Consider the following 25,858-nt stretch of genomic DNA (forward strand, 5'->3'; position numbering starts at 1 on the left):
AGGTCACGGTGCCAGCGAAGCACCGTGTCGGGCCGCACCAACAGCCGCAGATGCTGCAGGTTCGGTCGGGGCACCTGGTGCAGCAGCGCCGCCAGTACCGCCCGATCGGCCGGCTCGAACCGGACTCGCTGCCCGCCGAGCTGGCGGTGCAGCACCGCGAGCTGGTGCCGCAGGGCGAGGATCTCCGCATCCTTATCCCGGGCACTGCCCGGCAGCAGCCGCAGCAACGCAAACGCGTTCGTGATACCCGGGTACGCCAGTCGCAGCAGCATGGGTCAGCATCATCGCGCAATCACTGCCGGCGAGGGCAAGGGGCTCGCGGTGACCCGACGAACCAAGATCGGATTTGTGTGCCGGAAACACCATCTGACCAGCACGGACGTGTTTTTCGGCAGGTACAGGCGAGAGGGGCACGAGAAGCGGCGCAAAGGGGTGCTTCCGTTACTCGCGACCAGGGCCGCCGAGGGCGCGACGATGCGCTTCGGCGGTCGCCCGCTGTTCCGGGCTCGCGCGCGGGTGCCGGTCCGGCCAGGCGTCGAGGTGTCCGACCGCGCGTTGCTCGACGTCCACTCGCGCCCGGCCCGCTCCGTAGTCCTGCCGCAATCGGTGCGCCACCTGCTGCAGCACCTCGAAGGCGTTGCCGCTGTCCAACCACACATCAAGCCAGTCGAGCGAGATCTTCACCACCCGATCAGCTGTCGTGGCGTCACCGAGGTCACCGTCCCGCAGTAGCGCGACAAGCAGCCTGCCGCTGCTGGAGACCCTCGCGGTATCGGGGCCGAGTCCCTCGCAGGCAATTTCTGAGGCTCGGCGCCGCGCCGGCGGTGGAAGGGCACGGTTGCCGAGCACCGGGGGTAGCAGGTCAAGCACCCAGTTGGAGCGGGAGTTGGCCGCACACCAGCTGATACAGGTCGTGTGGAGGCTCTCCAGCACCCGGCCGTCGAGTAGGTCGGCGCCCTTCAGCATGAGGCGCAGCACCTTGGCGGTGTCGGGCGGCATGTTGGCGGCGGTGACCTGGTGGCATGATCGGGCGACGAACCGGTTCCACTCGGGGGTTGTATCAGCACGGTGCGTCAGGAGTTTTTTGATCAGATCATGGCCCTGCTTGCTTTCCAGCAACCGCCGGGTCAGCATATTGACGGCGCGGTCGGCCAGCTTGCCGCGGTCGGCCCGATCCGCCCGGCGATTCTGCAACGCGGTGGACAACAGCAGGATCGCATTGCTGCGGAATGGGTGCGCATCCAGCCAACCCAGCGTCGCGGTCATCGCTGTGCCGTACTCCTCGGCGGTGAGATCGGTGCGGCGCAACAACGACGTCAGCGGGTGGGCCGTGTGCTCGCTGCGGGGATGGCGGCGCAATTGGTCGAAGGCGGCATCCAGCAGATCGGTCCGGAATTCCGCGGGAAGCGTTCGCTTGTTGAGCAGCGGCGGGAGGAGGGCCCGCCCCACCATGGGGTTCGGCGTCTGCTGATACAGCCTCAGCGCCTCCTCGACCCACTGGCGCAGCTCGTTGCTGTTGTCGTCGAGGAGGCGGGTATGCAGCAGTGCGCCGAGGACGCTGATCCGGTAGACGCCGATTCGGTTGATCTGCACCGATTGTGGGTTGGACAGCCAGCTGAGGGTCAGCCGGGCCACTTCGGCGGACTCGTCCTCGGCGAGCCGCGCCCACGGGTCGGTCTCCTTACGAGCTAGGTCGAGAAGGGGCTTCATTATCCGGCCCGCTTCCGGCAGGGCTGCGTTCAGGCGCAACCATTCCAAGGCAAGCCGCACGGCACGGGGCAGATCGTCGCGGCCGGGAAGATCGGGAGAGATCAAGTTTTCCAGAACGAACATCGCCCGGGATCCTCGACCGTAACGCTTGTCCTGGAGCCACCGCAGCGAATCCTTCACGGCCTGGTCGAACACATCGTCCGGCAGGCCCCCGTGGTGGCGATGCCGGCGGAGGACGGGCACCAAGGCAAAGCTGGCATTGTGCGGCTCCCGGGGAGCCACCGTATCGAGCAGGAACCTGGCGGTGGCCTCGAGCTCCCGGCCGGTCAGCTCCGGGCGCTGGACGAGCCGCGGCGCCACGTAGCTCGCGTTGGGCGTTGCGCCGTTGCGTTGCAGCCACGCTCGGGCCCAGGCGACAAGGCGGGCGGCGAGTGGATGGTCATGGGGTAGGCCGAAACCGTGGTGGGTGTTCAGCAATTTGTCGAGGACGAACGAGGCGCTGGGGTGCAGGGCGTGGTGGGCTAACCACTTGAAGGCACGCTCCATGGTCCATTCGCCGAACTCGGAATCGAGGTCTTCCGGTGGCGAGAGCCGGTGAAAGGCGTATGCCGCTGCGGGGTTGGTGGCGTTGTTGGTGATCCAGCCGAGCAGATAGGGGTAGCCGACTCGGGGATCCAGACACGATGCGACGGCGAAGACACCGTCACGGGCACGCGGCTCTCGGAAGTGCCGTTGCAGCCAGATCTCGGCGACCGGCTCCACGAGGCGTCGTGTGGCATGTTGCCAGGTCGGCAGGCGCAGCAGGGTGTGCAGCGTCTGGCCGTCCGGGTCGCGGCCAAGGAACGTCCTCAGGGCTGCTGTTCTGTCTTTTTTGTCTCCGCACCACCCCTGCACGGCGGCGACGAGTGCGTCTCCCGGCTTGTCGTCGAGCGCCTCGCGGAGCCGGTTCACCGCCCGAGCGACATTCCGCAACACATGGTGGTCGCTAAGACCGGGTTTGAGGGTCTCGTGGAGGATCTCCAATCGGATGGTCTCAGAGTCGCGCTCGACCAGGACCTCGCCGAGGAGTTGGTCGGCGTAGAGGTCATGCACCACCCGGACGGTGTCGCCGCGCCTGGCCAGAACTCCCGCCCTGCACAGCAAATCAACTAGATTCTGGGGCTTCCACTCACGACCCAACCGACTAAGGATCTTGCCTCGTATTTTGAGGCGCTCTTCCAGCGACTTCGAATCGAGCGGGGCAGCCGCGGCGATCCACGCGGTGGTGACCAGCACCCCATCGGGTTCGGGGTCCGGCTCCGACGGGCCCACAGACGGTAGCCTCAGCTCCTCCCTATCCAGCACCTTGCGCAGCCAGCCGGCGATGCCTTGGGCGCCGAGGGGAACCGCCGTGCCCACACTCCGTCCGGCGATCACCTCGCCGTTGTAGTAGGCCGCGAGCAGCACGGCGATGGCTGGGATGCCACGGCAGATTCGCACCAGGTGCGCCTCGACCGCCTCCCCCGCTTGCTCCACGGCGTCCTTGGCGAGACTCTGCACCGCCCGGCGGCCGATGTTGGCCTGGTAGTGCTGGTCGCAGCGGACTTCGACCTCTTCAAAAGTCTCGCGCGGCATCAGCGTCCAACTGTTGACATAGCGCAGCGCCGTCGAGCGGGCAGCCGTCAGGATGGCCATCTCCACACCCTTGTTACGAGCCTCTGCTCGCAGGTCGTCGATGGTCTTCATGGACGTGTCAGCAAGCAGTTCGATGTCCTCGACCACAAGCAGCACCCGAGAAGGCAGCGCCTCAACGCTTTTCCATACGTCCTCAAGGGACACCCGAACACGGAGGTGAACGACGTTCCACCCTTTACGGTCGGCGAGCGCGGCGGTCTCCAGGCACAGTCGGGTCTTGCCGATACCGGGTATGCCGGTGAGCATTAGCCCGATCCTGGGATGCGCACCGCTGGCCATATCGGTCAGCACGGCCAGGACGTTCTCTGGCGCGCTCGGGTGGTCGCCCGGATCCACGAAGGACAGTCCGTCGGCGGTGAGAGAGGGCCATCTAGCGGCCAAATCGTCGATGTAGTCCCCGTGCGGGGTCAGGTGACGGCAGGTCTCGTTCCACCGATCGGGGAACACCGGACGCGGGTCTGGGCAGATGCCCTCGGCGCGCAGCAGGTCACGCCACCGCTGATCGGCGACCGCATCGAGCCTGGTGATCTCGTGAGCACTCGCCCCGGCTGCCGGGAGATGCTCCCGAAACACTCCGACCAACAGGTGGGAGTGCCCGGTGAAGACCGCCGCGCCGGACATCCCCTTCCAAGGGCTGTCGCCGGGTGGCGTTGGCGCTGGCGTGCTATCGATCTGGACCCGAAGGGTCCCCGGCTTGCCGGTGTTAGCAGTGTTGATCTGGCACAGGGTCTGAGCTCGACCACGCCATGAGTCTTTGGTGACCTTGTCGGTGATCTCTGTGTGTTTCGGGTATCCCATCGCTTGGGCGCTGACCGTCATCGCCCTCGTGCGGTCCACTCGCCCTAGCCGTACCGGCTCGACCCGTCCCGGCAGCGGATCGTCGAATCGCAGCAGCGCCAGATCCGCGCCCTTGTCCCGCCATACGCAGGTCACGCGCCGCCACTCGCCGTCGCCGTCGAGGTCCACGAGAATCGGCAAACCATCGCGGCCATCGTCGATAGACGCGTTATCGAGACCGTGTGCCGCAGTGAGCACTAACCGGTCGGAGATCCGGTATCCGGTGGAGAAAGGTTTATTAGCTGCTTGTATGTCCAAAACGACCCGGGCCACGCGGTCCGGCTTCGGTTCGATGTGCCTTGGCATCGCACCCGCCCTGGCTCAGCGCGGCAGTTGGCGCACTCCGTCGTTCGTTTGTACCGGCTCTCCGGTGAGCGTGCGGGCATCGAGCTGGATCCGCAGGGTCTGCACGTCGCTGCGGCTCTCCGACACTTTCGCTCCGGCGGAGATTACATAGACCCGGATGCCGCCGTCCACGTCCCCGGCCCGGGTGAGCGTAGTCTGAAGCTCCAGTTCGAGCGACGAGATACTAAGCCGCACGGGTCCGCCCTCAGTCTCGGCCGCGTTCATCGCCTCGGCCAGCTCACGCCGTATCGCGCCAAGAGCGGCTGCCAGGCCGATCTCCTGATCTTCTCCCAATGAACTCACGCGCTCCCCACCGCTCCACCGGACTGTATCAACTGCACCCGACATCCTCCCCCATTGGGCACTGTCGGGTCCATTCGGGAGTGTCAAATTAACGGCTGATCTGGGTTTATTGAGGTAGTCAGTGATTGGCCGGGGTGAGACCACGGCCCCGGCGTTGACTCTGTTTGGTTAACTCGCTGTGATCGTCTTGCAGGTTTGTCCCGCCACCAACTGGCCGGCCTGCCCTGGAACCTGGTCCCCGACGCCGACCGGGACACCGCCCGCGGCCACGGACCCCGGGAGATCCGCACCCTGAAAATTCTGTCCGTGTCGACCGGTATCGACTTCCCCACGCCGCCCAAGCAATGCGGATCCGGCGCGGCCGCCGACGGCTCGACGAGCCGAGACGCTTCACCACCGAAACCGTCTACGCGATCACCGATCTCCTTGCCCATCAAGCGAAACCGTTCCACCTGGCCGACTGGATCCGCGGGCACTGGTCGATCGAGAACAAGACCCACTGGGTCCGCGACGTCACCTACGACGAAGACCGATCCCAGATCCGCACCGGCGCCGGACCCCAAGTCATGGCCACCCTCCGCAACGCCGCCATCGGCGCCCTCCGCCTCGCCGGCGCCACCAACATCGCCGCCGCCAACCGCCACCACGCCCGCAACGCCAACCGCCCACTCGCCCTACTCGGCATCACCTAACGACTTTGCCGGGGCCCTGGGCCGGGAGGCGTTGCTCCCGGCCCGCCTGATGGACCGCTTGTCGAGGATGGGCCTCGGTTACAGGGGCGCTCCGAACAGCAGGGTTGCGTACGTCATGTGCAGGGCGGCGCCCGTGGGACGGCCGGCGGCGAGGACCTTCTTGGTCTGCGGGAGGCTCATGCCGAGGCGGTTGACGTAGTGGTTGTACCCCGCCTCCCAGCCGAGCTTGTGGGCGGCGCCGCCCAGGTCGATCGGCTTCGGGCAGGCCCAGTTCGACGGCTGGGTGTTGCCGGCGGCGGAGGCGGTGACGTAGGAGGCGTTGAGCTCCAGCGCCGCGACGAGGCGGTTCTTCTGCTCGCCCCACAGGTCGATGCCCTGGATGCGGGCGGTCTCGGCGGCGTAGGCCGTGGCCTCCAGGCCCATCACGGTGTGCCCGAGGTCACGGCACGTCTCCTGGGACAGGCCGTCGACGTACTTCACCGCGCTGTACCAGTACTTCTTCATGCTCTCCGGCGTGATGCTCGCCTTGTCGTAGTTGGTGCCCGGCGGCGGGATGGGGGAGCCGGCCAGCTGCGGCTGCGACGGCTTGTCGGTGCTCAGGTAGAACGAGGCGGGCACGTGCTTGCGCCAGTCGCCGATGCCGTTGAGGAAGACCTCGCGGTCGTCGGTGAACACGCCGATCGCGATCGTGGCGTCGGTGGTGGACATCAGCCAGTTGGCGGCGCCGCCGGTCCAGTTGTCGATGGTGAGCGGCAGCAGGACCTCCTTGAGCATCTTGGAGAAGCGCGCCACGTTGAACGTCTCCTGCCCGGCCGCCGGGGTGTACGTGTGGCGGATGATCTCCGCGGCGCGGGTGATGGTCTCGCCGGTCCAGGCGGCCTGGAGCTTGCCGTTGCCGTAGATGAAGCCGCCGTCGTCCTTGCGCGGCTGGTCGAACCAGATCTCGCGCAGGGTGCCCGACCACGCGTTCATGATCTCGATGGACTTCTGGGCGTGCCTGGCGTCGCCGTTGATGTACCACAGCAGGGCGTGGGTGAGCGCCGCGATGGCGTCCTGGGTCTGCTCCTCGCAGCCCTGCTCCTTGAGTTCCGTCCGCTCCGGGTGCGCGTTGATGAAGTCACGGCCACCGGCGGTCGCACACTTGAGTACGGCCACCGGCTTGGGCACGTAGCTCAGCGAGGACGCCTTCTGCCCGAACCCGGACTGGCTCATCAGCCGGTTGTAGGCGGACTTCCACGGCTCCTGCCCGGCGGCGACCTTGGCCTTGATCAGGTCGAGCTGGGACTTGCTGACCCCGATGCCGGGGTGCACGAACCCGCCGCTTGCGGTCCCGGTCGCGGTGGGCGTGGCCGAGGCGGGCGGGTGGCTGCTCGCCGGCGCCGCGCCGGTCGCGGGCCCACCGGTGGGGTTGCTGTCGCCCGACGGGTACTCCATCCGCGCGTACCCGAGCGCGACGTTGCGGTCGCACCGGCCCTTCGCGTACTTGTCGTTGACGAAGTGCACCTGCACGGTGTGCTTGCCTTCCGGCAGCTCGGACTCGCCTTCCGGGCCGATGCCGTAGGTGCCGTACTTGGTGTGGTTGACGATCGTGGTGTCGCCGATGCGGCGGTCGCCGACGAAGACCCGGATCGTGGGCCAGCCGTCGCACTCGTCGCCGACCGCGCCGATCAGGATGCGGCCGGACCCGCTGATGGTCGTGGTCGCCACGCTCGCGCCGCTCCACAGCACCGCCTCGGTGCCCGACGCCGGCCGCGGTGTCCCGGTCGCCTTACGGATCGAGCCCTTCACGACCGTGAACTGCGACGACGCGTTGGAGGAGGTGGCGGCCACCGCGACGCCCGTGCTCACCAGCACCGCGGCGACGGCGCCGACGGTGATCCAGATTCTGCGGGAGCCTCGCACCCGCAGGCTCTTCAGCCTCATTGGAGCCCCATATCGTATCGACCGTGGTGCCCGCACAGTAGGCGTGCACCCGGATGCGGGTGACGCCACCGAATCAACGTTTAAGGATTTCGTAAGCCAAATTTCAAACTTCGAATTCCTCGGTTGCTCACGGTGCGCCACCATCACGGAAACATTCCGCGGAAGCATAGAACGCGCTCTCTAGATGAACGACTGGGATTCGATAACAAAAACATCAAGCAATGTTGTTTGCAGTTCTTCCGACGCCGCCGTTTCAGGTCGAAGGCCAGCTCGTACTGGGTGTCGTCGGCGACGGCAGGTGAGGGAATGGCTGCTTTCGGTGGCCAGTGCGGCGCGGCGTCGATGGTTGTGAGAGCGCTCCATCAGCTATTTTCCTGCTGCACCGGGTGGCGGCACGGCATGCCTGCGGTCATCGGTGACGACGAGCGTGCGGTACGTGATCCGGCGCGACGGGGTGATCGGCTCCGCCGTTCCGTGGCGGGCCGGCGTACGTTTCACGGCGCCGGCGCGGTGGAGCCGCCGACCGCCAGCGAAGGCTGGACATGACAGTGAGCGGCTTCTATCTTTGCCCGCATGTTGGCCAGGACTCGCCGCCGTGCCCCGCTGATCCTGGCGGCGGTGCTCGCCGCCGTGACGATGAACGCCGGACCCGCCGGAGCCACCGGACCCACCGGACCAGCCGGGGCAGCCCTGGAACTGCCGCCGGACACCCAGGCGCCGAGCCGGCCGGGCGTGCCGGCGATGGTCGCCGCCACACCGCACACGGTCACGCTGACCTGGACGCCGTCCACCGACGACGTCGGCGTCGTCGAGTACCGGGTCGACCTCGTCAGCACCGCCTCGGTGCGCTCGGTCACCTCCACCACCAACACGGTGACGTTCACCGACCTGGTGCCGGGCGGGTACGTGTTCGTGGTGAGCGCGTCCGACGCGGCCGGCAACTGGTCGGAGACCTCACCGCCGAGCTCCGGGGTGTCGCTGCCCTTCCCGGCCGACCCGACCCCGCCCACGGAGCCGACCGGGGTGACCGTCTCGGAGGTCACCGACACCGGGGCGCTGCTGAGCTGGCAGCCCTCGACCGACAACTTCGGCGTGGTGCAGTACGACGTGTGGTGGTGGACGCCGAGCTGGCAGCTGGTCCGGCTGGGCTCCACGACGACGACCTCGCTGCGGCTCACCGGCCTGACCCCGCGCACCGCGTACAACGTCGGGGTGCAGGCGATCGACACCCACGAGAACGGCTCCGACCTCGCGTTCGTCATGGTGCAGACCACGGGCACCGCCGACACCACGCCGCCGTCGACGCCGGGGCCGCCGAGCGTGACCGGGGTGACCCACGCCAGCGTGCAGCTCGGCTGGGGGCCGTCCACGGACGACCGGACGCCGCCACGGTACGAGGTGTACCGCGTCACGGACCTCGGCATCACGTTCGCCACCAGCTCGGACACGACGTCGCAGACGGTGTTCAACCTGGCGCCCGACACGACGTACACCTTCGTGGTGGTCGCGGTGGACGCGGCCGGCAACCGCTCGTCCCAGTCGGCGCCGGTCACCGCCCGCACCGGCCCGGCGCCGGTCTTCGGCTGCGGGGCCCGGTACACGGTCACCAGCAGCCGCGGCGACGGCTTCGCCGCGTCGGTCACCCTGACCAACACCGGCAACGTCGACTGGATCGGCTGGGTCCTCACCTTCACGTTCCCCGGTCACCAGCAGATCAGGTCCATGACCGGTGCGACGTTCGAGCAGCGGGGCGCCGACGTGACGGTGTACAGCACGGCCGGCAACCACCAGCTGCCGGTCGGGCAGTCACTGCAGATCACGTTCGCCGGGGCGCACCGGGGCGCCGGACCGCAGGCGTTCTCGGTCAACCGCATCGGCTGCACGCTCGGCTGACGGCGACTCAGGGCAGCATCGGGGCTCAGACCGCGGTGAGGTGGACGACCGTGACCGTCTCCGGGCGCCGCGGCGGTGCGGGGAGCCCGACGTCCCGCAGGACCGCGCCTGAGCAGCGCAGCCCGTCCCCGCGCCACGGCGGCGCGCCGGGTGCGGGCAGCAGCTGCCGGGCCAGGTAGTCCCGCCCGGCCGGCAGCCCGGGGACGCGCAGCGGCTCCGGCTCGTGCACCTGGTCGTCGAGCTGCACGTACGCGACGACCGCCGCACTCGCGTCCGGCGCGACGACGCCGTGGGTGAGCACCGCGGGCTGGGTGGTGTCGCCGCGGAAGACCCGCCCGCCGTGCAGGAGCCCGCGCAGCCGCCGGTGCTCGGCGATCCACTCGGCGAGCCGGGCCCGCTCCTGCCGGTCGGCCGCGGTGAGGTCCCATTCGATGCCCATGCTGCCGAAGAACGCGGTGGCGGCCCGGAAGTCCAGCGACAGCCGCCGGCCGGTCTGATGGTTGACCGGGGCGCTGACGTGGCTGCCCAGGTACTCCGGCGGCACCAGCTGCCCGGTCCAGCGCTGGATGAGCTGCCGGGACAGCGCGTCGGTCATGTCCGAGGTCCAGCACCGCTCGACCCGCTCGAGCACGCCGAGGTCGATGCGCCCGCCGCCGGAGGCGCAGCTCTCCCACTCGACGTCTGGGTGGGCCGCGCGCAGCTTGTCCAGCAGCGCGTAGAACCCCAGGGTCGCTTCGTGCACCCCGGGCGCGTCGCCGCGCGGCGTCGAGCCCGCGTCGGCGAGGACCCGGTTGTGGTCCCATTTGACGAACCGGACCGGGTACTGGCCGAGCACCGCGTCGATGCGTGCGAAGAGGTGCTCGCGGACCTCCTCCCGGCCGAGGTCGAGCACGAGCTGGTGGCGGGAGCGGCGGGGCGGCCGGTCGCCGATGGAGAGGATCCAGTCCGGGTGCGCCCGGAACAGCTCGGAGTCGGGGTTGACCATCTCCGGCTCGAACCACAGCCCGAACTGCATGCCGCGGGCCGTGACCCGCTCGACCAGCGGGCCGAGCCCGTCGGGCCAGACCTCCGGGGAGACGTGCCAGTCGCCCAGCCCGCTGGTGTCGTCGCGGCGCCCGCCGAACCAGCCGTCGTCGAGCACGAACCGCTCCACGCCCACCTCGGCGGCGAGGTCCGCGAGCGTGGTGAGCCGGTCGAGGTCGTGATCGAAGTAGGTCGCCTCCCACACGTTGTACACGACGGGCCGGGGCGCGCGCGGGTGCGCCGGCAACGCCCGGACGTGCTCGTGCCACTGCGCGGCCAGCCCGTCGAGCCCGTCGCCCGACACGGCCAGCAGCACCCACGGGGTCGTGTACCGCTCACCCGGCGCGAGCACCAGCTCCCCGGGCAGCAGCAGCTCACCGCCGCGCAGCAGCGACAGGCCCGAGGGCAGCCGCTCCAGTGCGTACCGGCTGTTGCCGCTCCACGCCACGTGCAGCCCGTGGACGAGGCCGTGCGCGAAGCCGAACCCGGCGGCGCCGGCCACCAGCACCGTGGGGCTGTCGAAGTGCGGCCGACCGGCCCGGCCCTCGCGCAGCCAGAGCCCGTCGGTGACCGGGTGCCGCTGCGGGCTGCGCTCGCGGCCCCACCGGCCGGTGAGGTCCAGGACCTCGGCGACCTGGTCGGCCACCGGGTACACGACCTCCAGGTGGTCCACGACGTAGTCGCCCGGGCCGGTGTTGGTCAGCGTGTGCCGGGTCCGCAGCACGCCGCCGGCGCCCGCCTCGATCTCGGTGCGCAGGCGCAGCCCGGCCCGCTCGTCGGCCGCCTCGACCCGCACCCCGCCCGCGTCGCCGGTCAGGTCGGTGGTCAGGAACGCGGTCGCCCAGTCCCGGCCGGTCGCCGGCGGCGCGCCGCCGGGCCGGTACCCGGCCAGCCCGGGCCGGCCCAGCCAGAGCCGGGACACCTCGGGCAGCAGCGCCACACCGGTCCGGTCGGCCCCGTCGTCGTCCGGGTGGGGCCCGCCGCCGCGCACCGCGGCGATCTGCGCCGGGTCCAGCCCGGGCCCGGCCGGACCGGTCCAGACCAGCCGTGGCAGCCCGGTCGGGTCCGGCACCACGACGGCAGCGGTGCGGTTTGCGTCGGCGCCGATCAGCACCGGTGTCCGGAGGGGGAGCTGAGGCACTGGCCGTCCTTCGATGTCGTGCCGGACCGTCCGGCGTCAGCCTTTGTTGGCGCCCAGGGTCAGACCGGAGATGAACTGCTTCCGCAGGGCGAAGAAGACGATCAGCGTGGGCAGGGCCACCATGACGGAGCCGGCCGCCAGGAGGTTGTAGTCGGTGAAGAACTGGCCACGCAGGTTGTTGAGCGCGCTGGTGACCGGCAGCTTGTCGCCGCTGCTCATCAGCACCAGGGCCCACAGGAAGTCGTTGTAGATCCAGGTGAACTCCAGGGTCGCCAGCGCGCCGAGCGCCGGGCGGAGCAGCGGCACGGTGATCTGCCAGTACTGCCGCCAGACACCGGCGCCGTCGACCACGGCGGCCTCGGTCAGCTCGACCGGGATGGTCTGCGTGTAGTTGTAGAGCACGAACACGCAGAACCCGGTCTGGAACGCCACATGGATCGCGATCAGGCCCAGGTACGAGTCGTACAGCGTCAGCGAGCTGGACATCCACTCCGGCAAGGGGACCTTGGTGTACGCCGTGTAGAGCGGCGTCACATGACCTGCGGCGGCAGCAGGTTGCCGGCGGTGAACACGACCAGCAGCGTCCTGCGCCCCGGGATCTTGAACCGGGCCAGCGCGAATGCCACGAACGAGGCGAAGAACAGCGTCAGCAGCACGGCGGGGACCGTGATGAAGAACGTGTTGCGGAAGTAGCGCGGCATCTCCGCGCCGCTCCACGCCTGCTGGTAGTAGTCCAGCGACAGTTCGCGCGGCCAGGAGAAGTAGCCGTACTGGGCGGTCTCCTGGTACGGCCGCAGCGACGCGTACACCGCCAGCAGCATCGGCGCCAGCCAGCCCAGCGCGACCACGGTCAGGAAGACGTAGAGGACGATCCGCGCCGGCCGCAGCGGTCGCCGGCTCCTCGGCGCGGCCGGCTCGGCGCTGGTCGGTGTGGCAGCGCGGGTGGCGGCCGCGACTCCGGTCATGCCGTCACCTCCGCTGCGCTGCTGCCCGGGAATCGCTGGGTCATTGCCGGTCCTCCCGGATGATCTGCGACAGGTAGACGACCACGAAGCCGATCGACGTGGTCAGCAGGATGACGGCGATCGCCGAGCCGAAGCCGATGCGGCTGGCCTCGCCGACGATGTTCTGGGTCACCAGCACCGACAGCAGCTCCAGGCCGTTGCGGCCGGAATTGATCGCGTAGACGATGTCGAAGGCGCGCAGCGCCTCGATGACGGTGATCACCAGCACGATGATGTTGATCGGGCGCAGGGTCGGGAAGATCACCCGGAAGAACAGCTGGCGCTCGTCGGCCCCGTCCAGCGCCGCGGCCTCCTTCAGCGCCGGGTCGACGGCCTTGAGCCCGGCCAGGTACAGGATCATCACGTACCCGGTGTGCCGCCAGACGGCCGCGACCAGCACCGCCCAGATGTTGATGTTCGGGTCGCCGAGCCAGTCGGTGGGGTGTAGCGGTGTTCGGCGTTGCCCAGCAGCAGCACGTTGAGCGCGCCGTGGTCACGCGAGTAGACCAGCTGGGCGATGAAGCCCACCACGGCCAGCGACAGCACCACCGGCATGTAGAAGACGCTCTGGTAGAACCGGCTGAAGCGGATCTGCTTGTTCAGCAGGAACGCGAAGAACAGCCCCAGCGGTGTCGCGATCACGCCCAGGACCGCCAGCCACAGCAGGTTGTTGCGGACCGCGCCCCAGAACGGCTCGTAGATTGTGACGATCTGCTCGTAGTTGCGCGTGCCGATCCATTCGATCGCGGTCACGCCGTTGTAGCTGGTGAACGACAGGCTGACGGACGCGGCCGTGGTCGCCCAGATCAGCGCGAAGTTCAGCAGGATCGGCGCGGCCAGGAGCACCGACAGGACGGCGCTTCGGCCGTGAGGGTGTCGTCGACGAGCACGATCACGTGCGGCTGGGCGGCTACCCCGGCGCCTTCGCCGACCTGCTCGGCGTCCGGGTCGAGGAGTACTTCCCGCTGCTGGCCGGCGAAGCGGTCGACCTGGACGACGGTAGCCGCGGCACGGTGTGGTCCGAGCGGGGCCGCGCCACCGGCGCCGAGGTCCTGGCCGCGTACGCCGGCGGCCCGCTGGCCGGCGCGCCCGCGCTGACCCGCAACGGGCGGGCCTGGTACGTGGGGACCCGGCTCACCGACCCGGACCTGGGGCGGCTGCTGGCCACGGTCTGCGCCGGGGCCGGCGTGACCGCCCCGGTGCCGGACCCGCCGCCCGGCCTGGAGGTGGTGCGCCGCGCCGGGCCCGACGGCACCGGCTACCTGTTCCTGCTCAACCACTCCGCCGCCGAGGTCGGCCTGCGCCTGGCCGGCACCGACCTGCTGACCGGCGCCCGGCACGACGCGGTGCGCATCCCCGCCGGCGGCGTGGTGGTCCTCGCCGTGCCGGGGGAGTCCCCGCCGGCGGCCGGCGGGGCAGACGTCGACGCCGAAGGTCAAGTACCATGAGGGCAACCAGGACGCTCGCTGCGACGGCGGGGTCGCGCCCGGGTCAGGGCGCATAGTGGCCATATAGGCAGCGGGTAGCGCCGCCCGCGAAACTGATCTCCTGTGCCCCCGACAGCAGGAGATTTCAATGGCCGTCAACGAGAACACGCCGCAGTCCTGGGACGAGAGCTTCATCGACCTCGATGACCTGGAGCTGCCCGAGATCCAGCTGGAGAGCCTGGACGAGGTCGCCGGCGGCAGCGGCATCTGCAACACGAGCCGCACCTGCACCGCCACCATCACCTGCAAGAGCTGCGGACAGAGTTACTGACAGGCTGTGTGCAACCCGTCCGGTGGGCGCCGGCGATCGCAGCCCGCGGCCACCGGACGGGCCGGTGTCCTGACTGTCCTGGCTAGGTGAGGCGCGACGTGGAACTGTCTGCTCAGGAGTGGTGCCTCATCCGGGTACCGATGCTGCCGGCGGCGGGGAGCCGCGGCGCGGACACCCCACGGGAAACCCCAGCGGACACCGCAGCGGACACCGCAGCGGACACCGCAGCGGACACCCCAGCGGACGATCTCCAGCGGCGCCTGCTCGACCTGGCCCTGCACTACGTGGCGAGCTACGGGCGGCCAGCCGACGAGGACCAGAGCTGGCGCGACGACCAGACGCTCGAGGCGATGTACGCCAACCGGGCCCGGCACCGCCCGGTCCCGTTCGGCCTGTTCGCCTTCAGCGCCCTCGCCGACGTGGTGGAGCACGCCGGGCCCACGCGGGTCGACCTGGCGACCGAGGTCCTGGTCCACCGGGTGGACCCGGTCCGGGCCACCGGCGACTGGTTCGCCAACCCCACCCTCACCGCCGACGCCGGGCGGTGGATGTATTTCCGCACCGACCGCAGCGGCCCGGTCTCCGCACCCGCCACCGCGGCCGTGCGGCGCGTGGCCGAGCTGCGCGACAGCGGCCCGCGCCCCGCCCAGGACTGGATCGCGGACCTCGGCAAGGACATGTTCGAGGAGTACGGGCGGCGCCAGCTGCTGCTGCGCTCCCACGCCCCGGCGCTGCCGTTCGACCCAGCCGGACCGATCTCACAGCCCGTCTCCCAGCCCGTCTCAGAGCCCGTCTCAGAGCCGGTCGGCGCGCTCCGGATCGAGGACCGGCCGTTTCATCCCGAGCAGTTCGTCGAGGCGTACACGCAGGTGCGGCCCACCGTCGCGCGGGCCGCCGCTCAGGAGTTGGTGGCTGGGGCTGAGCGCGCGCTGCGCAACGTCGCGCCCATGGAGCGCACGCAGCTGGTCCGCTCGTACCTGGACAACGCCTTCACCGGCGCGGCGGTCCCGCTGTCCTGGCTGCTGAGCGCGCCGAAGGACCACCCGCTGGGCAGCTGGCGGCGCGAGCCGCGCGAACACGGCGCGCCGCCCACGCCCCGTACGCCGCCGCGGCGGCTGTTCGTGCCCTCCGCGCGCCGCGACCACGCCCTGGTGGACTGGTGGAACCAGGTCCTCGACGTCGAGCAGTGGTTCCCGGCGCACGACGAACCGCCCCAGCCGGTCGCCCAGGCCCGCCACGGCATGGCGTACGGCGCGGTGCTCGGCGAGCCGGTCTCGGGTGCATCGGTCTGGCTCAAAGGGGTGACGCCCAAGGCGTTCGCCGGGCCGGCCGCGCGCCTCGCCGACCGGTTGAAGCTGCCGTCGCCGCCGGCCGTCGCCGACGACCGGCTCGCGGTGGACCTGGCCTGGGAGCCCCTGGACAAGCGGTGGCCGCTCGGCCGGCGGCCGCTGGAGCCGGGCCGGCCCCGGTTCACCGTCAACCTGCCCCGCCGCCCCGGGGACCTCGGGCCGGACGACCTGATGGTGACCGTGCTGGAGGGTCGGCTGTACCTGGTGCACCGCCCCGACGGGCGCCTCGTCGACCTGCGCTTCGACAGCCTGCTCGCGCTTGACCATCACCTCAACCCGTGGGTGGTCCGGCTGCTGGCCATGATCGCGGAGGACAGCACCGAGGGGTGCATGGGCGACCCGATCTACGGGCTGCCGCGCGGCGCCGTGGTGCCCCGGATCGTGGGCGGGCGCTGTCTGTTCGCCCGGCGCGGCGTGGCGCTGGACCCGCAGCAGCGGGCCGACCTGCTCGCGCTGGCCGGCGACCCGGCGGCGCTGGCCGGCGTGCTCACCGAGGTGGGCCTCGGCCCGGTGGTCGAGGTGACCGAGGTGGTCCCGGACAAGGTCATGCGGGTCGACGTCACCGACGCAGAGCAGCGGCGGTGGCTGGTGCGCCGGCTGCGCCGCACCGGCCGGCTGATGCTGCAGGAGGTGCTGCCGCTGGCCGGCCCGGTCACCTCCGACCTCGGCGAGCACCTGCACGACGTCTGGGTGCCGTGGGTGCGCACCGAGCCGCGGCCCAGCCCGCGGCTGGCCGTCTCCAGGATGATCGAGCGGCCACCGGCGCCGGACCCGGAGTGGACGGGCTGGCACGTGTACGCGCCGGACCTGGCCGTGGAGCGCTGGCTCGCCCGCCCCGAGGTGACCGCCCTGATGGACCGCGCCGAGCTGTTCTACATCCGGTACCGCGACGACCGGCCCCACCTGCGCATCCGGGTCCGGCCGGCGGGCGCCGCCGACGACCTGCTGGCCGGCCTGCGGGCACACCTGCACGCGCAGTCCCCACACCACCACTGCGAGATCGACACGCGGCCCTACGTCCCGGAGGACCACCGGTACGGCGGCCCGGCCGCCCGCGCGGCGGTGCTGCGGCACTTCTGCGCGGACTCCGCGCGGTGGGCCCGCCAGTTCGCCGCCCGGCCCGGGCAGCCCGCGCGCTACACGCTCGCGGCGGCCCGGATCGCGGCCTGGGCACTGCAGCTCGCCGGGGACGACGCGTTGGCGTTGCTGGCCGAGGTGTGCGGGCTGGACCCTCGGCTGCCCAGCTCGCGCGACCAGCGGGACTGGATGGCCACGTACCGCCGGCGCCGGCCCGACCTGGAGGACGGCCTGCGGCGGGAGCTGGACCGCCCGGAGCCGACCCTGGACTTCCTGCCGGAGCTGGGGGACGACGCCCGCCGGCTGGCGCTGCGTAGCATGATCCACATGACCGTCAACCGGGGCATGCCGGTGGCCGAGGCGATGCGCCGCGAACCGGAGATCATCGTGGCCGCCGCGCGGCTGCTCAAGGCCCGCGCGGCCCGGCAGGGGCACGATGGCTGAGGGCCTGACCGGGGTGCACGCGTACTGGCGGGTGCCCGGCACGCAGGCGCGTGGCTACCGGCAGATCATCGCGCTGACCTGGCTGGCGAGCGTGCTGTCCTGGCGCCGCCATGCGGGCCCGATCGAGCTGTTCGCCGACGAGCCGACGCTGGACTGGCTCGGCCCGATGGGGTATCTGGAGCACTACGACCGGATCACCCGGCTCGACGACACCGGCCTCGACGAGCGGTACGACCGGGCGGCCTGCTTCGCGCTGCCCAAGCTGCTCGCGATGGGCCGGTTCCCGACCGCGGTGGTCGTCGACCCCGACGCATACCTGCTGGGACCGTTGCGCCTGCGCGGCCCGGGCTCGCACTTCGCCCACCTGGAGCTCGGCGACGTCGACTACTACGCCGGCCTGCGGACGCTGTGCAACCCGACCGAAGTGCCGCTGCCGGAGTCGCTGGAGCTGGTGGGCAACACCTCACTGTTCCGGGCGGCCGACGCCGGGCTCGCCCGCCGGGTCAGCGAGGCCGGCCTGGCCTTCCTGGCCGGCAACCCGGCCACCCCCGGCCGCGATCCCTACCTGCACATGGTCGTCGCCGAGCAGGTCATCGCCACGGATCTCACGCTGCGGGCCGGTGCGCCGCTGGCCAACATCTTCGACGCGGTCTGGCGGCACCGGGTCGGCTGGGTGGGCACCCCGCCCGCCTACGGCCACCTGTGGCACGACAAGCGGGACGACACCCCTGAGCAGGCGCGGCTGGCGTTCAAGATGCTCCGCCGGTACCTCGTCGAGGGCTACGGCGTGGACGACGAACGGATCCGCTCGGCGCTCAACCGGGCCTGAGCTTCCACCTGAGCCTCCACCTGAGCCACGATCGGGGCGAGCTCGGCGGTCCGGGTCAGCCGGTGCAGGTCCTCCGGGTGGTGCCGGGCCACCTCGCGCACCAGCCGCAGCAGGTACCGCTCGCGCTGCGGGGCGTCGTAGGGCAGCAGCCGCTTGCGGATCCAGGTGTGGTGGAACGGCGCACCGGCGGTGCCGCCCGACCACCCGCGCCGCGGCGGGTCCCACACCGCCGGGACGACCGCGGCGCTGCTGAGACCCAGCCGGTCCGCCTCGAGCAGGACCAGGCGCTGCTCGCAGAACGCGGGCAGGGCGACCGGGTCGAGGTCGAGCGGGTCGGCGTTGCCGCGCATGAACCGCATCGCCGCGGCGGTGAACGCCGCGCGGTGGGCCTCGTCGTGGAACACGGCCACCGCGGTGTTGGCCGCCCAGTCCCGCGCCGGCACGCCGGCGGCGGCCCGCTGCGCGCCGGGCAGCCGCGAGAGCGGCGGGTAGACGTCGCCGCGGGCAAACTCGCGGTGCGCGTAGACGAAGTCGGCACCGGCCGGCTGCAGCGGGGACAGCAGGAACAGGTCGAGGTCCAGCATCGCCACCGGGGCCCGCTCGGCTGCGAGCGCGACCAGCTTGCCGCCGGTGAAGTAGACGACCGGGTCGATCTCGCCCGGGTCGATCGCCTCCAGCGACGTGTCGACGTCGGCGTAGAGGTCCAGCAGCCCGAGCCGGTCCATGACCTCGGCGCCGTGCTCGTCGGTGTGCAGCCGGACCGGCCCGTGGAACCGCTGCCACGACCGGGCCGACAGCAGGATCGTCACCACCTCCCAGGGCGGGACGGTGTGCTCGAGCGTGCGGGCGCGGCTCGGCGCGGTCCAGAGGGTGTGGAACGCCGGCACCCGCAGCGAAGCGTCATCCACAGTTGCTCACCGATCACGCGCGAGGGCGAGGGTTGCCCCGGTTGCGCCGAACGCTAGGCCACGTCGCGGCGGGCCCGCAATGGTCGGCCGGCGAATAGCGAACGCATACCGGGCGCGGACCGGCGGCTGTTATGGTTCGGCTCTCGCCCGCCGGGACCGGCCGTGCGCGCCGCGACAACGCGCAGGTGGAGCACGGAGCTGGCAGCCGTTCCCAGGCTGATGCCGGCGGCGGGCAGGCACGGACCGAGCATGGAGAGACGGGTATGAGCAACGCCGTTGCCCCGCTGACCGGGCCCGCGCCCGGCGCGCGGCCGGCGCGGCGGCCCGCCCCGCTGTTGTGGCTGCGTGACGGTCCCGACGAGGTCCAGAGCCTGGCGGCTGGCCTCGACCTGGTCCGGCAGGTCGCCCGCGAGGACGCCAGCGAGGCGTGGCTCTGCATGATCGGCAACGGCACCGCGCACTACCTGTCCACGTACGCCGGCGGTGACCTGCTCGCCGAGCTGTACGCCGGCGGCAACGAGGTCTACGGCGTCGTCGCCCCGGCCGGGCGGGTCCGCACCAGCGAAGACACCAGCGAAGACACCAGCGCGGTGGTCGACGGCTGCTGGCGGTTCGGCTCCGGTGCGGACCGGGCGGCGTTCATGGCCATGGGGTGCGAGCCGGTCGCGGGGCGGCGCACCACCGTCGTGCTCGAGCGGGCGCGGCTGCGGGTCGAGCACGTCTGGCAGGGTCCGGGGCTGCTGGCCACCGGCAGCCACACGCTGCGCGCCGACGGCGTGCGGGTGCGCCCCGAGGCGGTGCTGGACATGTCGGCGGTCCCGGCCGGGCGGCCGTGGGGCATCTACGCCGACGCCCAGCTCTTCCTGGCCAACATGCCGGGCGTGGCGATCGGGCTGGCCGAGCGGTTGCTGGAGGTGCTCGGCGCCGGCCTGGCCCCCGGCTCCGCCTGGTTCGCCGCGTATGCCGAGGCCCACACCCGCGTGGTTCTCGCCCGGCGCGGCCTCACCGGGCTGCTGCAGAGCCTCGACGGGCTCGCGCGGGCCGGCCGGCTCGGACCGTTCGCGCCGGCCCTGCGCGCCGAGTACCACGCGGTGCTCTCCGCCGCGTACCACGTCTGCCTCGACGCCGTGGTCGCCCTGGCCGAGGCGTGCGACTCCCGCGACGCGCAGCTGCGCGGGTGGCTGAGCGAGGCCCGTGTCGATGCGCTGACGATGCGCCCCCACGCGGCGATGCGGCCCTCCGGCACGCTGCTCACCGCCGTGCCCGCACCGCAGGGGGCGCGCGGGTGACGCCGGATCCGCTCCCGCACGCGCCAGGGCGCCCCGAGAGCACCGTCGATGTCGAGCCGGCCCGCCGGCTGCTGCGCCGGTACCTGAGCCTGCTGCAGGCGCGTGGCCGGGCGAGTGCCGACGTGCTGGCCGCCTTCGCCCTGCTCGCCGCGCGGCTCGGGCACCGCTCGACGGCCGCGTCGCTGACCCGGCTCGCGCTGCGGGACGAGGCGCCCGCCGACCACCGGGTCGCCTGGCTGCTGCACCGGTTGGCCGCGCACTGCCTCGACGACGGGGTGGACGGTGAGGACGCCGGCGTGGCGGCGGCCCGGCAACGGGCCGCCGAGGTGCTGCTCGCCCGGTACCGGCAGGCCGCCGAGGCGGGCGACGTGGACCCGATCAACGGCGCGGGCAGCGCCGGGATGGCGCTGTGGGAGGCCACCGGCGAGGCGGACCGCGCCGAGCTGCTGCCGTCGCTGCGGGAGACCGCCGCGGCCATCGTGCGGCGGACGAGGAACGACCTGTACCACGGCCGCAGCGGCGGCGTGCTGCTGCTGCGCCTGCTCGGCGAGCGGTACGGCCGGGACGCGGCCATGACCGCCGCGCTCGACGCGGTCGTGCACGACTACGTCCGGCTGGAGCCCGCAGTCCTGGCCACCGGCGCGCTGGGCACCGGCGGGGTCACCCTGTGCTCCGGCCCGGCGGGGATGCTCGCCGCCGCCGGGCCGCAGGCCGACCCCGCGGTGCTGGCCGCGTTCGCCGGCGCCCCGGTCACCCGGGCGGTGCTGGACCGGCTCGACGAGCAGCTCGACGACCCGACCGCCGACGTGACCCTCTGCCACGGCCTCGCCGGGGTCAGCCTCGGCACCCGCCTGTCCCCGGCCTGGCGCGAGCTGGTCGGCCCGCAGCGGCAGGCGCGGCTGGCCGAGCGGCTCGCCGCCCACCTCGACCGGCTCGACGACGCGGCGGTGGCCGCCGTCTTCGACACGCCGTTCGTCCGGTCGGTGCTGGAGCGCCCGTTCGGGGTGGCGCTGGCGCTGGCGGAGTGCGCGGGGCCCACCCCGTCGTGGTGGGGCACCGCGGTGAGCCTCCCGGACGGCACACCGGCCGGGATCGGGAGGGGGCGATGACGTCGAGCCTGCAGCTGGAGGACAACGACTGCGGCGTGCAGGCGCTGATCACGAGCCTGACCCTGCTCGGGTACGACTTCTCCGTGCCGGCCCTGCGCGAGGCCCTGGCCGTGCGCGGCGCACGCTCCATGCGGGACCTGCGCGACACCTCGGCCGAGGTCTGCGGCGCCGGCTACGAGGGGCGGCGGGACTGCCCGTTCGCCGCGCTGACCACCGGCGCCATCGTGCACCTGCGGGCCAACCACTTCGTCACCGTCGAGCGCCGCCGCCGGCACCGCGTGCGGATCTTCGACCCCGCCTTCGGCTTCACCTGGCTGGACGAGCACGGCTACCGGGAGCGGGCCAGTGGCTGGGTGCTGCTGCCGGTCGACCCCGCGCCGGAGGGCGCCGCCCCACCCGCCGGCCGGGGCGGGGGCCGGAACCGGGCCGTCTCCGCCCGGCGGGCCCGCCGGGCGGCGCGGGCGTCCTGGCTGTGGCCGATGCTGCGCTCCGGCCAGGTCAGCCCCCGCCAGCTGGTGCCGCTGGTCGCCGTGAGCCTGGTGCTGTACACGGGCCTCACCCTGCTCAACATCGTGCTGATGCCGTACCTGGACCGGGTCACCACGGGCACGGTGGGCGCCGGTGCCCTGGTCGCCGTCCTGGCGGCGTTTTGCGCCGTGCTCAGCGGACTGTACTGGTTCCAGCACCGCCAGTTCACCGCGCTGGGCCTGCAGTTCGACCGGGCCATGCTCGCGCACCTGACCGGCCGGATGACCCGCACGTCGGCGACGACCGAGATGACCTCGGGCGGGCTGCTGCACCGGGTGCAGAGCGCGCGGGAGGTCCGGGCGGCCGGCACGGAGCTGGCCCTGTCGGTGATCACCGACGCGGTCGCCGTGCTGATCCTGCTCGGGTTCATGGCGTCGTTGTCGCTGCCCCTGGCGGGTGTGGTGGTGGCCCTCGCCGCCGTGCAGGTTGTGCTGTCGCTGCTGGCCCGCCGGCCGATCAACCGCACGTTCGAGGAGCAGCTGCGGCTGGACGCCGAGGCCCAGGAGGTCCTCATCACGATGAGCCGCGGGCTGACCACCTTCCGCGGCATCGGCGCCGTCTCGCACCTGCGCGCCGAACACGGCCGCCGCTTCGACCTGCTGATCGAGTCGGTGCGGTCCCTGGAGTACCGCCTGGCCCGGGTGCACGGGCCGACCAACGCCCTGCGCGTCGCCGGGCTGTACGTGGTCCTCGTGCTGGGCGCGATGCTGCTCTCCGCCGGCCTGGTCAGCACCGGTGAGCTGTTCGGGTTCCTCACCCTCGGCGGCGCCGTGCTGTTCGCGGCGACCTCGATCGCGCAGAACCTGCCGACCGTCGCCACGCTGGAGCGGCAGCTGCGGTACGTGGCGACCCTGTTCACCATGCCGGTGATGGCGGCCGGCACCCGGGGCGAGCCGGTGCCGTCCGCGCCCGCGGTGGTGCTCGACCAGGTCCGTGTGCACCGCCCCGCGCAACGGTTCGACCTGCGGCTGGACCTGCTGGTGGAGCGGGGCGAGACGGTCACGGTCGGCGGGGTGAGCGGGATCGGCAAGTCCACGATGGCGCAGATCATCAGCGGTCTGGACCCGGCGCCCAGCGGCACCGCCTTCGTCTTCGGCATCCCGGTCGGCGCCTGGGACCCCGACCGGCTGCGCCCCCGGGTGTGTTACGTGCCGCCCCGCTCCGACTTCCTGCACTCCACGATCCGCGACAGCCTGGCCAGCGGCCTGCGCGGGCTGGAGGACCGCGAGCTCCTCGACATGCTGGCACTGATGGAGCTCGGCGACGTGGTAGGCCCGCTGCGGCTCGGCCTGGACACGTCGCTGCGGATCAACGGCGCCACGTTCAGCGCGGGGGAGGTGCAGCGCTTCGCACTGGCCCGGGCTCTGCTGCGCCGGCCGGAGCTGCTGGTCCTCGACGAGGCTACCAACTCGATGGACCGGGACATGGAGCTGCGGCTGCTGTCGGTGATCCAGCGGCGGGTGGAGACGCTGATCGTGATCAGCCACCGGCCCGTCGGGGAGCACCTCGGCAGCCGGCAGCTGAGCATCGTCCGGGACGGCGACGGCGTCTCCCGCGTGGTGGCCGGCGTACGCGCGGCGGTCACCGGTGCCTGACGCCGAGGTGGTCGACCGGCTGGCGCGGACCGGCGCCGTGGTGACCCGGCCCGCCGGCTCCACCGTGCTGGACGGGTACCCGCCGGACTGGGTGGTGGAGCCGCCCTGCCTGGCCACGCTCGCCGGGGTGGTGCGGGTCCTCAACGACAGCGGCGTGCGGTGGCGGGTCGACGCCCGCGGCCGCAACTGGGGCTACGACGACGCGAGGGTGCGCGAACCGGGGCTGATCGTCCGCCTCGCCCGACTGGACCGGCTCGAGCTGGACGTCGAGCTCGGCCTCGCGACGGTGCAGCCCGGGGTGACCTTCGCGCAGCTCAACACCGCGCTGCGCGACGCGGGCGCCCGCTTCCAGCTGCCTGACCCGGGCTCCGGGCCGTACACCTCGGTCCTCGGCAACGCGTTGGACCGTGGCCTGCTCGCCGGGCTCGGCGAACGGGAACGCCACTGCCGCGACTTCCTGGTGATGGAGGGCGACGGTACCCTCACCCGGCTGGGCTGGACGGACGCCGTCGACGCACGGGCCCGGCGGGCGCTGCCCTACCCGCCCGGCCCGCACCGGCACGGGTCGATGTTCCAGACCGCCGGGTACGGCCCGATCGTGGTCGAGCTGACCCACGTCCTGCAGCCGGTGCCCGCGCACACGACGCAGCTGGCGGTGCTCGCCGGCGCCGAGCCGACCGAGGGCCTCATCCGCTGCTGGCGGGCGATGATCCTGGAGGACCTGGTGAGCGGCTCGATCCTGGTGCCGCCGGCCCGCCGCCGGGCCCGGGGCGTCGCCACCGCCCACGACGGGCTCGTGCTGGACCTGCTGGTCACCGCCGGCTCCGCTGCGCTGCTGCGGGCCAAGGCCGTCGACGTGCAGCGGCTGGCCCGCCAGTACGGGCAGCGCCTGACCCTGCAGACCTCGACGTACCCGGACGACCTGCGCATCCTCGGCGGCCGCGGCGACCGTCCCGAGGAGGTCGGCGACCTCGCCCATGGGCTGGAGTGGCACACCGCGGCGGTGCCGTTCGCGGCGTCGGTCGTCACCGCCTTCGCCGACGCCGTGCGGGCCGAGCCGCTCCTGGAGGACCTGCTGTGGAGCCTGCGGCCGCTGGACGCCCGCGCGGCCGTGTGGTTGTCGCCCTTCGTCTACCGCAAGGACGACCCGGCCGGCGTCGAGCTGCTGCGCCGGCGGGTGGCCGCGTTCCACCGCATCCGTGAAGGGCTCGGGCTGCCCGTCTACCGCACCGGCGGGGCCAGGGCCGGCCGATGAAGCACCTCCTGGTCACCAGCGTCCACCGGATCGCCGCCGGGCAGTCGGGGCAGGCCGGGCACCTGCGCCGGCTCGCCGCGGCGCTGCGGGCCGGCGGCGAGCGGGTCACCGTGCTGGACGGGCCGATGGACCCGGGCGTGCCGCCGGCCGACCGGGCCGCGCTGCGGGCGCTGCACCGGCGACTCGACGACCTGATCGAGCGGGACCGCCCGGACGCCGCCCTGCTGTGGGGGCACCTCGGCGAGGAGACCCCGCTGGCCCGCTCGCTCCGGGCGGCCGGCGTACCGCTGCTGCTGGAGCACCCCGCCGCCGACCTGCTGCCCGTGCCGGCGACCGTCGCGCTGGCCGACCGGGTCGTGGTCCCGTCCCGGTTCGCGCAACGCCTGTTCACGGCGCAGACCGGCCGCGACGCCCAGCCGATCGAGCCGCTGCTGCGCCCCTGCACCTGCCCGCCCGGCGACCCCGCTCCCGCACGCCGCCGGGGTCCGTACCGGCTCACCTTCGTCAACCCGGAACCGGCGAAGGGCCTCGCGGTGGTGCTGCGGCTGGTCAAGGCGAGCGCCCAGGCCGGGCTGCCGTTCCGCTTCCGCTTCGTCGAGGGCCGGTGGACGGCCGCCGAGCTGGCCGGGTGCGGGATCGCGCCGGGGGACCTGCCCAACGTGGAGATCGTGGGGTACCGGACCGACGTCTGCTCCTGGTACGCGGACACCGACCTCCTGCTGGCGCCGAGCCTCTGGCAGGAGAGCTTCGGGATGGTCGCCCGCGAGGCGACGGTGCACGGGATCCCGGTCGTGGCCACCCGGGTCGGCGGGCTGCCGGAGGCGGTCGGCGCCGGCGGGGTCTGCCTCGAACCGCCGGAGTGCGTCGACGGCTACCAGGTGCGCATGACCGGGGCCGAGGTCCGGGTGTGGCTGGAGGCGATCGTCGCGGGGCTGCGGCGCGGGCGCCGGCCCGAGCCCGGTCTGCTGTCGCGCGGTGCCGCGGAAAGCCTGCGGTCGTACCGGACGCTGCTGGGCCTGCCCGCCGCACCGGCGATGTGACCACCGCGAGCACAGTCGGCGACGCGGGCGAGCACGCAGCGTGAGCCTGTCGGGGCGAGAAAGCCGTCGATGCGGCGCGTTATCTTTACGAGATCAGCACGGCGTTGCTGGCCGGATAGCAAATACCTAGCC

20 protein-coding genes and 2 pseudogenes are annotated in these 25,858 nt (G+C 72.1%); 12 read left to right on the plus strand and 10 right to left on the minus strand.

All coding sequences use genetic code 11. The features are described from left to right. The 3 genes and pseudogenes from AB0H83_RS46655 to AB0H83_RS46665 all read right to left on the minus strand — a co-directional run. Nucleotides 1–272 (minus strand): annotated as a pseudogene (locus AB0H83_RS46655) (integrase); the annotation flags it as partial. Between the two features lie 169 nt (nt 273–441). Next, entirely contained in the window at nt 442–4,527 is a 4,086-nt protein-coding gene (locus tag AB0H83_RS46660) for a trypsin-like peptidase domain-containing protein (protein WP_360108655.1), read from the minus strand. A 15-nt stretch (nt 4,528–4,542) separates the two neighbouring features. Continuing rightward, entirely contained in the window at nt 4,543–4,869 is a 327-nt protein-coding gene (locus AB0H83_RS46665) for a trypco2 family protein (protein WP_360108658.1), read from the minus strand. 344 nt (nt 4,870–5,213) lie between these two features. Between AB0H83_RS46665 and AB0H83_RS46670 the strand changes: the two genes are divergently transcribed. After that, nucleotides 5,214–5,561, plus strand: coding sequence for a hypothetical protein (locus tag AB0H83_RS46670; protein WP_360108660.1), 348 nt, complete (start codon nt 5,214–5,216; stop codon nt 5,559–5,561). 78 nt (nt 5,562–5,639) lie between these two features. Here the strand turns inward: AB0H83_RS46670 and AB0H83_RS46675 are convergent, their stop codons facing one another. Continuing rightward, complete coding sequence (locus AB0H83_RS46675; protein ID WP_360108663.1) at nt 5,640–7,484, minus strand: alginate lyase family protein; 1,845 nt, start codon at nt 7,482–7,484, stop codon at nt 5,640–5,642. A gap of 573 nt (nt 7,485–8,057) precedes the next feature. Between AB0H83_RS46675 and AB0H83_RS46680 the strand changes: the two genes are divergently transcribed. Beyond that, nucleotides 8,058–9,377: a fibronectin type III domain-containing protein gene (locus AB0H83_RS46680; RefSeq protein WP_360108666.1), complete on the plus strand. Its 1,320-nt coding sequence runs from the start codon at nt 8,058–8,060 to the stop codon at nt 9,375–9,377. 25 nt (nt 9,378–9,402) lie between these two features. Here the strand turns inward: AB0H83_RS46680 and AB0H83_RS46685 are convergent, their stop codons facing one another. From AB0H83_RS46685 to AB0H83_RS46705, 5 genes are read right to left on the minus strand one after another with little or no spacing between them, the layout of a single operon-like run. Continuing rightward, complete coding sequence (locus AB0H83_RS46685) at nt 9,403–11,541, minus strand: alpha-galactosidase (RefSeq protein WP_360108669.1); 2,139 nt, start codon at nt 11,539–11,541, stop codon at nt 9,403–9,405. Between the two features lie 36 nt (nt 11,542–11,577). After that, nucleotides 11,578–12,075, minus strand: a complete 498-nt coding sequence (locus tag AB0H83_RS46690; protein WP_360108672.1) for a carbohydrate ABC transporter permease — start codon at nt 12,073–12,075, stop codon at nt 11,578–11,580. Beyond that, a complete protein-coding gene (locus AB0H83_RS46695; RefSeq protein WP_360108675.1) occupies nt 12,072–12,506 on the minus strand; it encodes a hypothetical protein in 435 nt (144 codons plus the stop codon). The genes AB0H83_RS46690 and AB0H83_RS46695 overlap by 4 nt, the downstream gene beginning before the upstream one ends. A 40-nt stretch (nt 12,507–12,546) precedes the next feature. Further along, on the minus strand, nt 12,547–12,945 hold the full coding sequence (locus AB0H83_RS46700; protein ID WP_360108678.1) for a sugar ABC transporter permease: 399 nt from the start codon (nt 12,943–12,945) through the stop codon (nt 12,547–12,549). Further along, nucleotides 12,906–13,391 (minus strand): hypothetical protein, encoded by a 486-nt coding sequence (locus tag AB0H83_RS46705; protein WP_360108681.1) that lies wholly within the window; start codon nt 13,389–13,391, stop codon nt 12,906–12,908. Before AB0H83_RS46705 ends, AB0H83_RS46700 begins: the two co-directional genes overlap by 40 nt. A 35-nt stretch (nt 13,392–13,426) precedes the next feature. Here AB0H83_RS46705 and AB0H83_RS46710 point away from each other — a divergent pair. The 5 genes and pseudogenes from AB0H83_RS46710 to AB0H83_RS46730 all read left to right on the plus strand — a co-directional run. After that, nucleotides 13,427–13,717 (plus strand): annotated as a pseudogene (locus AB0H83_RS46710) (beta-galactosidase trimerization domain-containing protein); the annotation flags it as partial. 57 nt (nt 13,718–13,774) lie between these two features. Next, nucleotides 13,775–13,993 carry a Beta-galactosidase C-terminal domain gene (locus AB0H83_RS46715; RefSeq protein WP_360108728.1) on the plus strand — a complete coding sequence of 73 codons (219 nt, stop codon included), beginning with the start codon at nt 13,775–13,777 and terminating at the stop codon, nt 13,991–13,993. A 127-nt stretch (nt 13,994–14,120) separates the two neighbouring features. Further along, entirely contained in the window at nt 14,121–14,303 is a 183-nt protein-coding gene (locus AB0H83_RS46720; RefSeq protein WP_360108684.1) for a hypothetical protein, read from the plus strand. 98 nt (nt 14,304–14,401) lie between these two features. Further along, nucleotides 14,402–17,173 carry a thiopeptide-type bacteriocin biosynthesis protein gene (locus AB0H83_RS46725; RefSeq protein WP_360108687.1) on the plus strand — a complete coding sequence of 924 codons (2,772 nt, stop codon included), beginning with the start codon at nt 14,402–14,404 and terminating at the stop codon, nt 17,171–17,173. Further along, entirely contained in the window at nt 17,166–18,002 is an 837-nt protein-coding gene (locus AB0H83_RS46730) for a hypothetical protein (protein ID WP_360108690.1), read from the plus strand. Before AB0H83_RS46725 ends, AB0H83_RS46730 begins: the two co-directional genes overlap by 8 nt. On the opposite strand, the gene AB0H83_RS46735 is transcribed toward AB0H83_RS46730, so the two are convergent. Beyond that, nucleotides 17,954–18,910: a DUF6734 family protein gene (locus AB0H83_RS46735; protein WP_360108693.1), complete on the minus strand. Its 957-nt coding sequence runs from the start codon at nt 18,908–18,910 to the stop codon at nt 17,954–17,956. The two genes, AB0H83_RS46730 and AB0H83_RS46735, sit on opposite strands and share 49 nt — an antisense overlap. A gap of 263 nt (nt 18,911–19,173) precedes the next feature. Here AB0H83_RS46735 and AB0H83_RS46740 point away from each other — a divergent pair, with 263 nt between their 5' ends. From AB0H83_RS46740 to AB0H83_RS46760, 5 genes are read left to right on the plus strand one after another with little or no spacing between them, the layout of a single operon-like run. Then, nucleotides 19,174–20,199: a hypothetical protein gene (locus tag AB0H83_RS46740; RefSeq protein ID WP_360108696.1), complete on the plus strand. Its 1,026-nt coding sequence runs from the start codon at nt 19,174–19,176 to the stop codon at nt 20,197–20,199. Continuing rightward, the gene (locus AB0H83_RS46745; protein WP_360108698.1) at nt 20,196–21,308 is read left to right on the plus strand and encodes a hypothetical protein; all 1,113 of its coding nucleotides are present in this window, start codon (nt 20,196–20,198) and stop codon (nt 21,306–21,308) included. Before AB0H83_RS46740 ends, AB0H83_RS46745 begins: the two co-directional genes overlap by 4 nt. Then, the gene (locus tag AB0H83_RS46750; protein WP_360108701.1) at nt 21,305–23,431 is read left to right on the plus strand and encodes an ATP-binding cassette domain-containing protein; all 2,127 of its coding nucleotides are present in this window, start codon (nt 21,305–21,307) and stop codon (nt 23,429–23,431) included. Before AB0H83_RS46745 ends, AB0H83_RS46750 begins: the two co-directional genes overlap by 4 nt. Next, nucleotides 23,424–24,686, plus strand: coding sequence for an FAD-binding protein (locus tag AB0H83_RS46755; RefSeq protein ID WP_360108704.1), 1,263 nt, complete (start codon nt 23,424–23,426; stop codon nt 24,684–24,686). Before AB0H83_RS46750 ends, AB0H83_RS46755 begins: the two co-directional genes overlap by 8 nt. Beyond that, nucleotides 24,683–25,726 (plus strand): glycosyltransferase, encoded by a 1,044-nt coding sequence (locus tag AB0H83_RS46760; RefSeq protein ID WP_360108707.1) that lies wholly within the window; start codon nt 24,683–24,685, stop codon nt 25,724–25,726. Before AB0H83_RS46755 ends, AB0H83_RS46760 begins: the two co-directional genes overlap by 4 nt. Nucleotides 25,727–25,858 lie beyond the last annotated feature (132 nt).

This window comes from Dactylosporangium sp. NPDC050688 (assembly GCF_040654515.1).
Lineage (GTDB): Bacteria > Actinomycetota > Actinomycetes > Mycobacteriales > Micromonosporaceae > Dactylosporangium.

What these genes read in the sequence shown, in the direction of transcription:
- AB0H83_RS46695 (WP_360108675.1), bottom strand. Translation starts at nt 12,506, where the DNA reads ATGACCGGAGTCGCGGCCGCCACCCGCGCTGCCACACCGACCAGCGCC.
- AB0H83_RS46680 (WP_360108666.1), top strand. Translation starts at nt 8,058, where the DNA reads ATGTTGGCCAGGACTCGCCGCCGTGCCCCGCTGATCCTGGCGGCGGTG.
- AB0H83_RS46740 (WP_360108696.1), top strand. Translation starts at nt 19,174, where the DNA reads ATGAGCAACGCCGTTGCCCCGCTGACCGGGCCCGCGCCCGGCGCGCGG.
- AB0H83_RS46670 (WP_360108660.1), top strand. Translation starts at nt 5,214, where the DNA reads ATGCGGATCCGGCGCGGCCGCCGACGGCTCGACGAGCCGAGACGCTTC.
- AB0H83_RS46675 (WP_360108663.1), bottom strand. Translation starts at nt 7,484, where the DNA reads ATGAGGCTGAAGAGCCTGCGGGTGCGAGGCTCCCGCAGAATCTGGATC.
- AB0H83_RS46660 (WP_360108655.1), bottom strand. Translation starts at nt 4,527, where the DNA reads ATGCCAAGGCACATCGAACCGAAGCCGGACCGCGTGGCCCGGGTCGTT.
- AB0H83_RS46750 (WP_360108701.1), top strand. Translation starts at nt 21,305, where the DNA reads ATGACGTCGAGCCTGCAGCTGGAGGACAACGACTGCGGCGTGCAGGCG.
- AB0H83_RS46760 (WP_360108707.1), top strand. Translation starts at nt 24,683, where the DNA reads ATGAAGCACCTCCTGGTCACCAGCGTCCACCGGATCGCCGCCGGGCAG.
- AB0H83_RS46720 (WP_360108684.1), top strand. Translation starts at nt 14,121, where the DNA reads ATGGCCGTCAACGAGAACACGCCGCAGTCCTGGGACGAGAGCTTCATC.
- AB0H83_RS46730 (WP_360108690.1), top strand. Translation starts at nt 17,166, where the DNA reads ATGGCTGAGGGCCTGACCGGGGTGCACGCGTACTGGCGGGTGCCCGGC.